This window comes from Streptomyces sp. NPDC059169, from assembly GCF_042755225.1.
Lineage (GTDB): Bacteria > Actinomycetota > Actinomycetes > Streptomycetales > Streptomycetaceae > Streptomyces.
Genome location: NZ_JBHZCF010000017.1, coordinates 134,436 through 147,689, shown reverse-complemented (window position 1 = coordinate 147,689; position 13,254 = coordinate 134,436). Strand labels below are relative to the sequence as shown.

10 protein-coding genes are annotated in these 13,254 nt (G+C 71.7%); 4 read left to right on the top strand and 6 right to left on the bottom strand.

The features are described from left to right. Positions 1-101 precede the first annotated feature (101 nt). Positions 102-722, bottom strand: coding sequence for an L-threonylcarbamoyladenylate synthase (locus tag ACFXOM_RS27940; RefSeq protein ID WP_384939409.1), 621 nt, complete (start codon positions 720-722; stop codon positions 102-104). A gap of 89 nt (positions 723-811) precedes the next feature. Then, a complete protein-coding gene (locus ACFXOM_RS27935) occupies positions 812-922 on the bottom strand; it encodes an excalibur calcium-binding domain-containing protein (protein ID WP_384948896.1) in 111 nt (36 codons plus the stop codon). A gap of 679 nt (positions 923-1,601) precedes the next feature. Here ACFXOM_RS27935 and ACFXOM_RS27930 point away from each other — a divergent pair. Further along, positions 1,602-4,199 (top strand): bifunctional FO biosynthesis protein CofGH, encoded by a 2,598-nt coding sequence (locus tag ACFXOM_RS27930; protein ID WP_385039794.1) that lies wholly within the window; start codon positions 1,602-1,604, stop codon positions 4,197-4,199. 592 nt (positions 4,200-4,791) lie between these two features. Beyond that, positions 4,792-5,907 carry an ADP-ribosylglycohydrolase family protein gene (locus tag ACFXOM_RS27925; RefSeq protein WP_384939415.1) on the top strand — a complete coding sequence of 372 codons (1,116 nt, stop codon included), beginning with the start codon at positions 4,792-4,794 and terminating at the stop codon, positions 5,905-5,907. Between the two features lie 259 nt (positions 5,908-6,166). Here ACFXOM_RS27925 and ACFXOM_RS27920 read toward each other — a convergent pair whose 3' ends face one another. Further along, a complete protein-coding gene (locus ACFXOM_RS27920) occupies positions 6,167-6,949 on the bottom strand; it encodes an SDR family oxidoreductase (protein WP_384939417.1) in 783 nt (260 codons plus the stop codon). Positions 6,950-7,042: 93 nt separating this feature from the next. Between ACFXOM_RS27920 and ACFXOM_RS27915 the strand changes: the two genes are divergently transcribed. Beyond that, positions 7,043-7,885, top strand: a complete 843-nt coding sequence (locus tag ACFXOM_RS27915) for a hypothetical protein (RefSeq protein ID WP_384939419.1) — start codon at positions 7,043-7,045, stop codon at positions 7,883-7,885. Between the two features lie 236 nt (positions 7,886-8,121). Here ACFXOM_RS27915 and ACFXOM_RS27910 read toward each other — a convergent pair whose 3' ends face one another. From ACFXOM_RS27910 to ACFXOM_RS27900, 3 genes are all read right to left on the bottom strand, one after another. After that, positions 8,122-8,322 carry a DUF397 domain-containing protein gene (locus ACFXOM_RS27910; RefSeq protein ID WP_384939421.1) on the bottom strand — a complete coding sequence of 67 codons (201 nt, stop codon included), beginning with the start codon at positions 8,320-8,322 and terminating at the stop codon, positions 8,122-8,124. Between the two features lie 211 nt (positions 8,323-8,533). Further along, on the bottom strand, positions 8,534-9,391 hold the full coding sequence (locus tag ACFXOM_RS27905; RefSeq protein WP_384939423.1) for a helix-turn-helix domain-containing protein: 858 nt from the start codon (positions 9,389-9,391) through the stop codon (positions 8,534-8,536). A 246-nt stretch (positions 9,392-9,637) separates the two neighbouring features. Continuing rightward, entirely contained in the window at positions 9,638-10,357 is a 720-nt protein-coding gene (locus tag ACFXOM_RS27900; RefSeq protein WP_384939425.1) for a GPP34 family phosphoprotein, read from the bottom strand. Between the two features lie 181 nt (positions 10,358-10,538). Here ACFXOM_RS27900 and ACFXOM_RS27895 point away from each other — a divergent pair, with 181 nt between their 5' ends. Then, positions 10,539-13,238: a hypothetical protein gene (locus tag ACFXOM_RS27895; protein WP_385039791.1), complete on the top strand. Its 2,700-nt coding sequence runs from the start codon at positions 10,539-10,541 to the stop codon at positions 13,236-13,238. Positions 13,239-13,254: the final 16 nt, after the last annotated feature.

Sequence of the window (13,254 nt, the reverse complement as noted above, 5' to 3'; positions counted from 1 at the left end):
GGGGGAGGGGGGGGGTGGGGGGGGGCGGGATCTCCCCCGGTGGGGGGGGGGGGGGGGGGCGGGGGGGGGGGGGGGCCGCCCCGGCCGGGACGCCCCCCGACCTACTCGAACCGCGAGGTGTCGCCCGCGCCGCGGCGCACGATCTCGGCGTCACCGCCGGAGAAGTCGATGACCGTCGTCGGTTCGGTACCGCAGTCGCCCGAGTCGACCACGATGTCCACCACGTGGTCGAGGCGTTCCTTGATCTCCCAGCCCTGCGTCATCGGTTCGTCCTCGCCGGGCAGCAGCAGGGTGCTGGACAGCAGCGGTTCGCCGAGCTCCGCCAGCAGGGCCTGGGTCACGGCGTGGTCCGGGATGCGGACCCCGACGGTCTTCTTCTTCGGGTGCAGCAGTTGGCGCGGCACTTCTTTCGTCGCACGCAGGATGAAGGTGTAACGACCGGGCGTCGCCGCCTTGACCGCCCGGAACACGTCGTTGTCGATGTGCACGAACTGACCCAGCTGCGCGAAGTTCTCGCACACCAGCGTGAAGTGGTGGCGGTCGTCGAGGTTCCGGATCGACCGGATCCGGGTGATTCCCTCGCGGCTGCCCAGCCGGCACCCCAACGCGTAGCAGGAGTCCGTCGGATACGCCACGAGCGCGTCGGACCGGATGCCGTCGGCCACCGTGCCGATGGTGCGGCGCTGGGGGTTCTCGGGATGCACGTCGAAGTACTTCGCCATCCGCCGAACCTACAGGACGGTCCGGCCGTGCCCGTCCGCGGCGCACCCCGTCGGGAGGGGCGCGGGGACGCTTCCGGTGGGGCCTGCGGTCAGCCCTGCTCGCAGCCGACGCCGTCGCGGTCGCGGTCGAGGTGGCGTCCGTGACCCGGGTCCCCGGCGTGGACGGGGCAGCGCCTGCGGCGCGTGCGGCGGCGGCGCAGTTCCGGTACAGGTGTTGCCCGAGCCGCCGTCCGCGTCCGCCTGCTCGGTGACCGTGGTGGTGACGGTCTCGGTCACGGTGACCTCGACCCTGACCCGTTCGGTGGCGGTCGGTGTGGGGGCGGCTTTCGCGGCTGCGGGGGTGACGGTCGCCGTCACGGTTGTGGGAGGTTCGGCGTCCGCTGCCGCGAGGGTGCTTCCGCCGGTCCGGTCGTCCGCGCCGTCCTGTCCGGACACGCCCATGCCCATTCCGCAGCTGCCGGCGAGGAACGCGGTGACGGCGATGGCGATCCAGCATCGGGGTCTGTTGACCATCCGTGGTCGCGACGGGGACGGCTGAGGTGGACGCGTCCAGCTGGGGCCGGGGTTGTGGTGGATCACGGCCCCCTCGCACGCAGTGATATGTGAGGTGAGTCACATGAGTGCGATGGAGTGTGTGGGGACAGGCGTTCGCCCGCATGCGTGCGAACGCCGGAAGAGCGGCTGGGTGTTGTTCCGGGTCAGCGGGTCGGCCCGGCGACCGGTCGGGGCACAGCCGTTGACCGGACGTCCCGGAGGGATCCGGACCCGGGTGGGTGTACGGTCGCGCCGGCTGCGGTCCCGCGCACTGACCAGGGCGATTTCCGGGCGTGCGTCCCGCCTGCAGGCCGTGCTGTCACCGGGCGCTCGTATGCTCGATCCATGACGGATCACCAGGCCGCGGCCCAGGCCGCACGCCCCACCGAGAACGCCATGCGCCGTGCGCTCAAGCGAGCCCGGGACGGCGTGGCGCTGGACGTCGCCGAGGCGGCCGTGTTGCTGCAGGCGCGGGGCGACGACCTCCGCGGGCTGTGCGCCTCCGCCTCGCGGGTGCGGGACGCGGGTCTGGAGGCGGCGGGCCGACCCGGCGTCATCACGTACTCGAAGAGCGTGTTCATCCCGCTCACCCGGCTGTGCCGCGACACGTGCCACTACTGCACGTTCGCCACCGTGCCCGGGAAGCTGCGGCGCGCCGGGCACCAAGCGTTCATGTCGCCGGACGAGGTGCTGGACATCGCGCGCCGCGGCGCCGCGCTCGGCTGTAAGGAAGCCCTGATCACGCTCGGGGACAAGCCCGAGGACCGCTGGCCCGAGGCGCGGGACTGGCTGGAGGCCGAGGGGTACGACGACACCATCGCGTACGTACGGGCCATGGCGATCCGCATCCTGGAGGAGACCGGGCTGCTGCCGCACCTCAACCCCGGCGTCCTGACCTGGACGGACTTCCAGCGGCTCAAGCCGGTCGCCCCCTCGATGGGCATGATGCTGGAGACCACGGCCACCCGCCTCTGGTCCGAGCCCGGCGGCCCGCACTACGGGTCGCCGGACAAGGAGCCCGCCGTACGGCTGCGGGTGTTGGAGGACGCGGGGCGCAGCTCGGTGCCGTTCACGAGCGGGCTCCTGATCGGCATCGGGGAGACGTACGAGGAGCGGGCGGAGTCGCTGTTCGCGCTGCGTCGGGTCGCGCGGGCGTACCACGGCATCCAGGAGCTGATCATCCAGAACTTCCGCGCCAAGCCGGACACGGCGATGCGCGGCATGCCGGACGCGGAGCTGGACGAGTTGGTCGCGACCGTCGCCGTCGCCCGGCACATCATGGGTCCCTCGGCCTGCCTCCAGGCCCCGCCCAACCTCGTGGACGAGGAGTACGGGCGGCTCATCGGCGCGGGAGTCGACGACTGGGGCGGTGTCTCGCCGCTCACCCCCGACCACGTGAACCCCGAGCGGCCGTGGCCGCAGATCGGGCTGCTCGCCGAGCGCTCCGCGGACGCCGGGTTCCGGCTGCGGGAACGGCTCGCGGTGTACCCGGAGTTCGTGCAGCGCGGCGAACCCTGGCTGGACCCGCGGCTGTTGCCGCACGTACGGGCCCTGGCCGACCCGGAGACCGGGCTGGCCCGTCCGGATGCCCTGCCCGAGGGGCTGCCGTGGCAGGAGCCGGAAGAGGCGTTCACGTCCACGGGGCGTACGGATCTGCACCGCACCATCGACACCGAGGGGCGCACCGGGGACCGCCGGGACGACTTCGACGACGTCTACGGCGACTGGGAAGCGCTGCGCGAAGCCGCGGCGCCCGGCATGGTGCCGCAGCGGATCGACACCGACGTGCGGCAGGCGCTGGCGACGGCCGCGGACGATCCGACACGGCTGACCGACGCCGAGGCCCTCGCCCTGCTGCACGCGGACGGTCCCGCGCTTGACGCACTGGCCCGTGTCGCGGACGACGTCCGTAGGTCGGCCGTCGGTGACGACGTGACCTACGTCGTCACCCGGAACATCAACTTCACCAACGTCTGCTACACCGGCTGCCGGTTCTGCGCCTTCGCCCAGCGCCGCACGGACGCGGACGCCTACACGCTGTCGCTGGAGCAGGTCGCCGACCGGGCGCAGCAGGCGTGGGACGTCGGCGCGGTCGAGGTGTGCATGCAGGGCGGTATCCACCCGGACCTGCCCGGCACCGCGTACTTCGACATCGCGCGGGCGGTGAAGGAGCGGGTCCCGGGCATGCACGTGCACGCCTTCTCGCCGATGGAGGTCGTCAACGGCGCGACCCGGACGGGGATGTCGATCCGCGAGTGGCTGACGGCCGCGAAGGAGGCCGGGCTCGATTCCGTTCCCGGGACGGCCGCGGAGATCCTCGACGACGAGGTGCGCTGGGTGCTGACCAAGGGGAAGCTGCCGACGGCCACCTGGATCGAGGTCATCACGACGGCCCACGAGCTGGGCATCCGCTCGTCGTCGACCATGATGTACGGACACGTGGACCAGCCCAGGCACTGGCTCGGGCACTTCAGGACGCTGTCCGCGATCCAGCAGCAGACCGGCGGGTTCACGGAGTTCGTGACCCTGCCCTTCATCCACACCAACGCGCCGGTGTACCTCGCGGGCATCGCCCGTCCCGGGCCGACGGTCCGCGACAACCGGGCGGTCACGGCGATGGCCCGGCTGCTGCTGCACCCGCACATCCCCAATATCCAGACGAGTTGGGTGAAACTGGGCGCGGAGGGCGCGGCGGAGATGCTGCGTTCGGGTGCGAACGACCTGGGCGGAACGTTGATGGAGGAGACGATCTCCCGGATGGCGGGGTCCGGCTACGGCTCGTACCGCTCCGTCGGGGACCTCGTCGCGATCGCGGAGGCGGCGGGGCGGCCGGCGAAGCCGCGCACGACGTTGTACGGCGAGGTCCCCGAGGAGCGGGTGGCGGCCGCCGCGGCGTCGGACGGGCATCTGCCGGAGCTGTTGCCGGTGCTCGACCAGGACTGAGGGAGCGCTGCCCGCTCGGGCCGGGAACCGGGGCGGAGGCTCGGCCCGGGGGTGCCGGATCCCGGCGCGGGGGGCTGCCCGGGGCGGTGCGTGCCCCGCGTGCTTCGCAGGCCGGAGGCGCCGTTCCGGACGGGGTGCGGCGCGGCCTTGCCGGAGCGAACGGCCCGCCCCGAGGTCGCCGCACACGAGGGTGCCAGGCGGAACCCATGCCCCTTGTCCGGAATATATGGATTGTTCGCCTTTGCGTACCCCATGTGATCCTCGTGCGTGCCCATGCGGTCACCGTTCGCTCCTCGTGCGCGCCCATGCGGTCCTCCTTCGGTCCGCCTGCGGCCGGGCGCGCGGGGCCCCACCCTCGTCCGGCGGGGGACGTGTGCCGTGTACCAGCCTTGTCCGTCCGCCCTGGGGCCCGCGCCCCGGTGCGTGCCCATGACGTCGTTGCCCGGTGAATGACCGGTTACAGATGGTTCCGGCTTGTTTCCGACCGTGAAGCGATCTTCCGCGGTCGATTACAGTGCGCCAGGCAGACGGTGAGTCGGTCAGCGCTGTCAACAGGCATTCAACGGGGACGAGTGGGGAGGTGGGCGCCGCGGTGAGCGCAGGAACCGCAGCCGTGTGGGGCCGGGTCGAGCAGCAGGACTTCCGTGCCCGGGTGCGCGGCTGCCTGCTGGGCGGGGCCGTCGGCGATGCGCTCGGCGCCGGTGTGGCGGGGCTGACCGTCGAGGAGATACGCGCCGCCCAGGGCGCCGACGGCGTCACCGACTTCCTGCCCGCGTACGGCAGGCGCGGGGCCGTCACCGCGGCCACACAGCTGACCCTGTTCACCGTCGACGGCCTGATACGTGCCCAGGTCCGCCGGGACACCGGCGCCTGGCACCCGCCCACCGACGTGCACCGGGCCTATCTGCGCTGGGCCGCGACCCAGCGCGACTGGGGCCCTGACGAACGCCGCAAGGACGACGGCTGGCTCGCCCGCGAGGAGTGGCTTTACACCCGCCGCAACCCCGACCGCGCCTCCCTGGACGGACTCGCCGACGATACGCTCGGCACACTGGACAGACCGAAGAACCCCACCGCGCGTGACGCGGGGGCGCTGGTCCGCTCCGCGCCCTTCGGTCTGCTCGTCGGCTGGGAGCCGCAGCTCGTTTGCCAGTTGGCCGTGGAATGCGCGGCGCAGACGCACGGTCATCCCACCGCGTACCTGTCCGCCGGAGCCCTCGCCGTGATCGTGCACGGGCTGGCCCGCGGCGAGAGCGTCGACGGTTCCGTGCAACGGGCGCTGTCCCTGCTCACCCCCCGCCCCGGCCACCAGCCCGTGAGCGACGCGCTGAAGCAGGCTCTCGGTGCCGTGCGCCAGGGCATCCCGAGTCCCGCCCGCGTCGCTTCCCTCGGCACCGCCGAGAACGCCGAGGACGCCCTCGCCATCGCCGTCTACTGCACCTTGGTCGGCGAGGACGTCCGGCACGGCCTGCGGCTGTCCGTCGACCACGACGGGCCGTCCCAGATCACCGGTTCCGTCTGCGGCTCGCTGCTGGGCGCCCTCCACGGCGAGACGGCCCTGCCGCCCGCCTGGCTCGCCGAACTGGAGGGCCGTCCCACCGTCCTTGAAATCGCCGACGACTTCGCCATGGAGATGACCCAGGGGCCCGCGCTGCACGGCCCGACGGTCTCCGCGCCCGGCTGGCTGCTGCGCTACCCGAGGGCCTGATCTCCCGGGTCCCCGTGCCGTACCGTCCGGCCGGGACCGCGGCCCGCCCCCGCCGAGCCGAGTAGAGGGCGGGAGCGGCCGATGCGCGGCCGCGGTGACGTCCGGGCGCAGACGGCCGTCGTGCCCTACGAGCGACAGCCGTGGAGTGCCGGGATCGGCTGGAGACGGCCACGGTTCCGGCTGCCGTGACCGCGCGTGCACGAGGAAGCGTGGCCGCCGACCGCTCGCAGGACGATGCACCCGCCGGACCCGGCCGGTGTCACCGCATCAGCTCTCCCGCATTGACCAGGAGTGATTGGCCGGTGATCGCTCGGGCCCGGTCGGAGGCCAGGAAGACGACCGCCTCCGCTACGTCCCCGTCCGTGGCCAGCTCGGGCAGGGCCATCCGTTCGGTCAGCCGGTCGAGCACCTCGGACTCGGCGAGTCCTTCGGTGTGCGCGGTGAACTGGACGTACCCCTGGACGGGCGGCCCCCACATCCAGCCGGGAAGGACCGTGTTGACCCTGATCCGGTGCGGGCCGAGTTCCTGCGCCAGCGAGTACATCGCCGAGGTGAGCGCCCCCTTCGACGCGGCGTAGGCGGCCTGGCGCACCTGGGACGGCGCGGCCACTGACGACTGCGTACCGATGATGACGACCGATCCGCCGCGTTCCTTGAGAGCCGGCAGGCAGGCCCGCGTCATCCGGAGCGTCCCCAGCAGGTTGACGTCGATCACCTGCTGCCAGGTGGTGAAGTCCGCGTCCTCCAGACCGCCGAAGTAGCCGTCCAAGGCAGCGACGTGGACGACCGCGTCGATCGCGCCGAAGCGTTCGACGGCGAGCCGTGCGAGCGCGGTGCACTGCGCCTCGTCGGTGATGTCGGTGGCCCGGTGGGCGGTGCGCGCTCCGGACGGGTCGACTTCGGCGGCGGTCTTGGCGAGGTTCGCCCCGGTGCGGGCGCCGAGGACGGCACGGCCTCCGTCCCGTACGACGGCCGCGGCGATCTGGTGCCCGAGCCCGGCGCCGACGCCGGACACGATGACGGTCTTCCCCTGCAGCAGCATCTCGGCGGCTCCCGGCTCTGGCGGTTTATCTGACGGAGCGTCAGAGTAGGGCGCCAGGGTAGGTCCGACCGATCGGCTTGGGAAGGGGAGGGCGTGGGCGACGAGACGCGCAGCGAGGTGTACGCGGAACTGGCGGCCGTGGGGCCCTACGGGGTGCGCCCCGGCCACGCCCTGATCACCATGGTCGAACCGCATCCGGGCCACGAGTACGCCTACAACCGCTGGTACGAGGACGACCACTACTACGCGGGCGCCATGGCGATGCCGTGGATCTACGCCGGCCGGCGCTGGGTTGCCACCCGCGATCTGCAACTGCTGCGGTACCCGCAGGGGTCGGCGGTCGCCCAGCCGGTGACCGCCGGCTGCTACGTCTCCACGTACTGGATCACCGAGGGGCGCTACGACGACCACATGAAGTGGACCGTCGGCATCAACAAGCGACTCAACCGCGACGGGCGCGTCCACCAGGCCCGGACGCACGTCTTCACGGCCTTCCACGACCATGCGGGCACCGTCTACCGGGACGGGGCGGCGGGGCCGCGCGACTACCACGCGCTGGACCACCCCTATGCGGGCCTGGTGCTGGAGGTGATCGATGCGGAGGGCCCGCGGCAGCGGGAGGAACTGCTCGAGCGCCTGCGGTCGAAGGACCTGCCGAGGCTGCTCGCCCCGAAGCGGGGTGTCGCCGCACCGGCGGCGATGGTGGCGATCTTCCGTCCGACCCCGCTGCCGCTGGAGCGGATGTCGTACGTGAAGCAGGTGGAGGGCGTCGACACCCGGCTGACACTGCTCTGGTTCCTGGAGCGGGACCCGCGCGAGTGCTGGGACGAGCACTTCGCGGACCTCGATGCGGGGGAGCTGGGACGGGTGGAACTCGTGGCGCCGTTCGTTCCCACGGTGCCCGGCACCGATCGCTACGTGGACGAGTTGCGCTGAGCGCCGCACACCCCGTCCCGCGACCGGCCGCTGGGAGGGCACCGGCGCGCGGGGAGGCAGGCGGAGGCGTGGTGGACGGGCTTCGCGAGCGGGGACGGATGGGGGTCGCGGGACCGGTCGTCGCGGCCGTACGCAGAGCCGAGCCCCCTCGGCCGGGACGGCGGACCAGTCGAGAGGGCTCCGTTCACGTGAGCTTGGCGGGAATCGGCCCTACGGGGCCGGTTCCGGTGCGGAACCTAGAGGGAGCCCTTGCTTACTCCGTGCACGAAGGCGTTCCACGACTCGGGGATGAAGGTGATGGAAGGCCCTTCGGGGGCTTTGGAGTCCCGTACGGCGATCGCCTGAACGACGGGGGACTTGACCTCGACACATGCGCCGTTTCCACCGGAGTACGAGGATTTGACCCAAGTGTCCGTGGTGCCCTGGTGAATAGCCATGTCTTTCTCCGGTTCCGTGTTTCGGTGAAGCCGCCGACGTTCTTGACGGCGTGATCACGACGCTACTTGGAGCCCTCGACGGATGAGTACGCCCGTTCACTCGACCGGATGGCATATTCTGCTGGGCCCTTCCAGGAGAAGCGCGCAAAGGTGTATCTTGCGCCCCCGCGGAGACCAGGATGAGGTTCGTGCGACGCCCGCACGGAGCGTGCTACTTCGCGTACGCCTTCGCCACGTCCTGGATGAACTCCCGCGTATGGTCGGCACTCAGCGCCTGGGCGCGCAGGTGCTCGTACATCACCGTGTACTTGTGCACGTCGTTCGCCTTCTCCAGGTACAGGTCGCTGGTGACGCCCTCGATGTAGACGACGCTGGAGTCGGCGGTGTCCGGGAATTCCAGGATCGCGTAGTGACCGGTGATCCCGGGGTGGGCGCCCATGCTGAACGGCAGCACCTGGACGGTGACGTGCGGCAGCTGCGACTGCTCGATCAGATACTCGAGCTGCTCGCGCATCAGCTCCCTGTTGCCCACCACCCGGCGGAGCGCGGCTTCGTCGACGACCGCCCACAGGCGCAGCGGGCTCTCCGGCGAGATGACGCGCTCCTGCCGGCGCAACCTGACCTGGACCCGCTTCTCCACGTCGCTCACCGGGGTTTCCGGCAGTGCACCGGCGATGAGCGCCTCCGCGTACTCGCGGGTCTGGAGCAGGCCGGGCACGATCTGGGGCTCGTAGACGCGCAGGCTCGCCGCGTCCGTCTCCAAGCCGATGTAGACGCTGTAGGGGATGTCGCCGAAGGCGTGCCACCACCCCTGCTGGCGGGAGTCCTTGGCCATCTGCATCAGCGATTCGACGACGCGGTGGTCCTCGACCTCGTAAACTCCACAGAGGTCGCGCACATCGCGCTGGCTGATGGACCGCCGTCCGTTCTCCAGCCGGCTGATCTTCGACTGGGACACGAGCAGACGCTCCGCCACTTCCTCCGCGGTCATGCCCTTGAGCTCGCGGAGTCGGCGCAACTCCTGGCCCAATCGGCGGCGCCTGACGGTGGGGTTGACGTTGGACGCCACGGAACTGCACCTCCGCTATGTTGCTGTGCGTATCTACGTCTCAGCAGACTGCCACCAATCGCGCGAGCTGCGCTGGGAAACGGCGACACACGAACACAAAGCGGCGAACAAAGTGAACGCGCGGGGCAGTCGAGACTGCCCCGCGCGTCCGTGCGGCTCCCGAACCGGGTCTGGGGACGACGGCGGTCCGGCGGTGCGGATGTTCCGTCGTGCGAGGGTGCGGTGTGCTGCTGTGGTGCCGTTCGTTCAATGCGCGGCGGCCCGTGCCATGCTGCCGCGGCGCGTGGGCACCGGCACGGCGGACTGGCGGCCCGGCGCTGCGGAGTTGCGGCGCGGCTGCGCGGCCGCACCGTTCTGGACGTCCATCACGGCGTGTGCCACGAGGCCGCCCATGGGGTCGTGCCTGATCAGGTCCCGGAGCCGGGAGCGGGAAGACCGCCCCTCGTTGCCGGGGTAGAGGTGCTTGCCGAGACCGACCGCGTGGGCCAGCGCGGCGAGCGCCGCGGTCCGCGGGTCCGGTGGTACTCCGGTGCGGATCGCACTGTCCAGCCGGGCCCTGATCTCCCGGCTGATCGCCGTGTCCGTCGCCTGGTAGCGAGTCGTCGGCAGCACCCCGCACATCTGGCCGGCCACGGCATGGACCATGCCGCACCTTTCCAGGTGTGAGAGGTAGGTCTGGCGCAGCCCCAGCCGGGGCCCGCCGATCCAGTGGACCGCCCGAACCGGGCTGCCGCGCCTGCGCAGCAGCTCCAGTGCGGAGTCCAGTGTCGGATCTCCGGTCGGCCGCGGCATCACCACGGCGATACGATCCCCGTCTGGGGCTATCCGTCCTGCCAGAGCCAGCTCCACTAGCTGCGCTCCGGCCAGGCCGAGGTCGAGCGACTGTGGCTGCGCTGTGGTACCCGTGGCCGGGTCCAGAGCGAGCAACAGAAGCTCTTCCGGAAGTGTTCTGCGGCTCCTGCCCATCCATGCCTCCCCGCGTGGATGAATGACAGGGTGACCCCTCTCACATTGGTCTGTCGAGAGTGCGTGGGTGCTTCGTACGGGAACCGGTAGGTATGTCGTTCTCGTCTAGCAGGTCGGCCACGTGGTCACACAGGACACTGGTAGATGGTTCGGACAGCGGCGCATGACGCAAGGAGGCACGGTGGCGGGCGAGTCCCCCGACAAGTCGGAGCAGCAGAAGTCGTCGGGGGCGACGACTCCCGGCGAACGTGATCCGCGGCTTGCCGTGGCCCGTTCGGAGGGGGCACCCGCCGAGGGCCGTGTCGATCAGGCCACGGCGGTGTTCAGGACGCAGAGTGCCCCCTCGGAGCCGTCGTCTTCGGACAACGGGCAGGACGCCGGGGAGACCGGGTCCGGTTCCGCGTCCGGTTCTGCTTCCGCTCCGGACTCCGGTTCTGGTTCCCGTCCCGCAGCCGGTGCCTCGGACTGCGGAGCCTCGGACCGCGGAGCCTCGGACCGCGGAGCCTCGGACGACGGCGCGGACCGGGACGCACGGCTCCGCGCGGCGGTCGCGGCGTGGGTCTCGACGGGAGGCAAGGGCGACGACGGCGCGACCGGGGGAGCCGTTACCGGGGCGTCCGGTGACGTGGAGCAGGAAGCTTCCTCCGGTGCCGCCCCGGAGGCCGGCGAAGGCGCTTCCGACGGTTCTGCCGAGGGGCCGGGGGGCACAGGGCCTGACGCCGGCGCGGACGTGTCCGGCGACGAGGCGGTGCCCGCAGAGTCCGCGGAGGACGTTCCCGCGGAGCCGGAAGGGCACCAGGATTCGACGCCGGGGCAGGAGTCGGCTGCGGCTCGGGGGTCTTCGTCCCCGTCCGCATCCGCGCCGCGGGAGTCGGAGGGCACGGGCTCGGACGGCCCGGACGGCGGACCTGTTTCCGACGAGGGCACACCCGAGCCCGAGTCGGGGGGCGGGCCCGAGCGGGGGACGGACGGGACGGTCGAGGAGACCGGCCGGGCCGGAGGGAAGGCAGCGGCGACCGCCGCCGGTCCGCGGGCCGAGGGGGCCGCGGACGGCGCCCCCGGCGACGAGCCCAAGGGCAAGGTGCCGAGCTGGGCCGCGTCCAGGCAGGACGCGACCGTGCCCACACAGGCCGGGCAGGACCAGGAGGCGGAGGACCAGGGGGCGGAGGAGGACGAGCCCGAGCCGGAGCGGTCCGCGCCGGGCGGGACCGGGCGGAAGGACGGCCCGTCGGGCCGGGCCGAGCCCGTCGACCAGTCGACCGCCGTCTTCACCAAGCTGCCGCGTCCCGCCGTGGACCAGCCCACCACCGCACTCAAGATCACCGCACCATCCCCGGCCGAACCGACGTCCGCGCCGGCCGGCAAGCCCGGCGCCGCACCCGAGTCGGACGCGGAACGGACCAGTACCTTCGTGCCGCTGCGGCGCGACGACGTGCGTCCGGCCAAGCCCGCGCCCCCGTCGCCCGCCGCGTCCGGGTCCGCCGCAGCCCGGCCCGCCGTGTCCGGGTCCGCCGCAGCCCGGCCCGCGGCCTCGGACGCGCCCGAGGCGCCCGCGTCGCTCGACGAGCCCGAGCGCACCAGGCAGCAGCCGCTGCCGCCCAAGCCGCCGCTCGATCTGCTCGCGGAGCTCACGAACACCCCGCCCCCGCCGCAGACCCCGGTTCGCACTGCGGTACGCCGTGTCAAGATCTGGACGCCGCTGGCCGTCCTCCTCTTGATCGTCTTTGCGGTCGTACAGGCCGTGCGTCCGCTTCCGGACCCGGTCCTGAACCTGACGGCCAAGCCGACGTACTCCTTCGAGGGCTCGGCCCCGCAGCTGCCCTGGCCCGCCAAGGGGCAGTCCTACATGGCTGCGTCGGGCCTCGGGACGTTGGGCTCCTCCGGCGAGCAGAAGCCGGTGCCCATCGCGAGCGTGACCAAGTCGATGACGGCGTACGTGATCCTCAAGGAGCACCCGCTCAAGCCGGGCGAGAACGGCCCGATGATCGAGATCGACGCCAAGGCCGAGGCCGAGGGGCAGCTCGACAAGACGGACAACGAGTCGACGCTCAACACCGTCAAGAAGGGCGACAAGATCAGCCTGAAGGACGCGCTCTCGGCCATCATGATCCCGTCCGCGAACAACATCGCGCGCCTGCTGGCCCGCTGGGACGCGGGCTCCGAGGAGGCGTTCGTCGAGAAGATGAACGCCACCGCCAAGGACCTCGGCATGAAGAACACGACGTACACCGACCCGTCGGGGCTGAACGCGACGACGGTGAGCACCGCCGAGGACCAAGTGAAGCTGGGTCTGGAGCTGGTGGAGATCAAGGCCCTGATGGACATCACCAGGCTGCCCCACTGGGTGGACCCGACCGGTACGAAGTGGCGGAACTGGAACGACCTGGTTCCGTTCAACGGATCGCTCGGCATCAAGACCGGCAGCACCACGAAGGCGGGCGGCAACCTGCTCTTCGCGGCTCACAAGATGGTCGGCGACACGGACCAGCTGATCGTCGGCGCCGTGCTGGCCCAGTACGACACCCCGATCCTCGGCACCGCGATCAATGCGAGCAAGGAACTGATGATCGCCACCCAGGACGCCCTGAAGTCGGCGACCGTCGTCAAGAAGGGACAAGTCGTCGGCACGGTCGACGACGGCCTCGGCGGTTCGGTCCCGGTCGTCGCCACCAAGGACGTGGCGGCGGTGGGATGGTCGGGCCTCACCGTAAAGCTGAAGCTGACGAACGGTGGCAAGGCGCTGCCGCACGGGGCGAAGGCGGGTGCGGTCGTCGGCTCGCTGACGGTCGGTGAGGGCGCCAGTCAGGTGACGGTTCCGGTGGCCCTGCAGGACGAGCTGGTGGAGCCCGGGTTCGGCGCGAAGCTGACCCGTCTGGGCTGAGACCGTGCGGCCGTGC

Bases quoted from the DNA above. Each gene is read 5' to 3' on its own strand.
- ACFXOM_RS27940 (WP_384939409.1), bottom strand. From the start codon at position 722: ATGGCGAAGTACTTCGACGTGCATCCCGAGAACCCCCAGCGCCGCACC.
- ACFXOM_RS27930 (WP_385039794.1), top strand. From the start codon at position 1,602: ATGACGGATCACCAGGCCGCGGCCCAGGCCGCACGCCCCACCGAGAAC.
- ACFXOM_RS27920 (WP_384939417.1), bottom strand. From the start codon at position 6,949: ATGCTGCTGCAGGGGAAGACCGTCATCGTGTCCGGCGTCGGCGCCGGG.
- ACFXOM_RS27910 (WP_384939421.1), bottom strand. From the start codon at position 8,322: ATGGCTATTCACCAGGGCACCACGGACACTTGGGTCAAATCCTCGTAC.
- ACFXOM_RS27900 (WP_384939425.1), bottom strand. From the start codon at position 10,357: ATGGGCAGGAGCCGCAGAACACTTCCGGAAGAGCTTCTGTTGCTCGCT.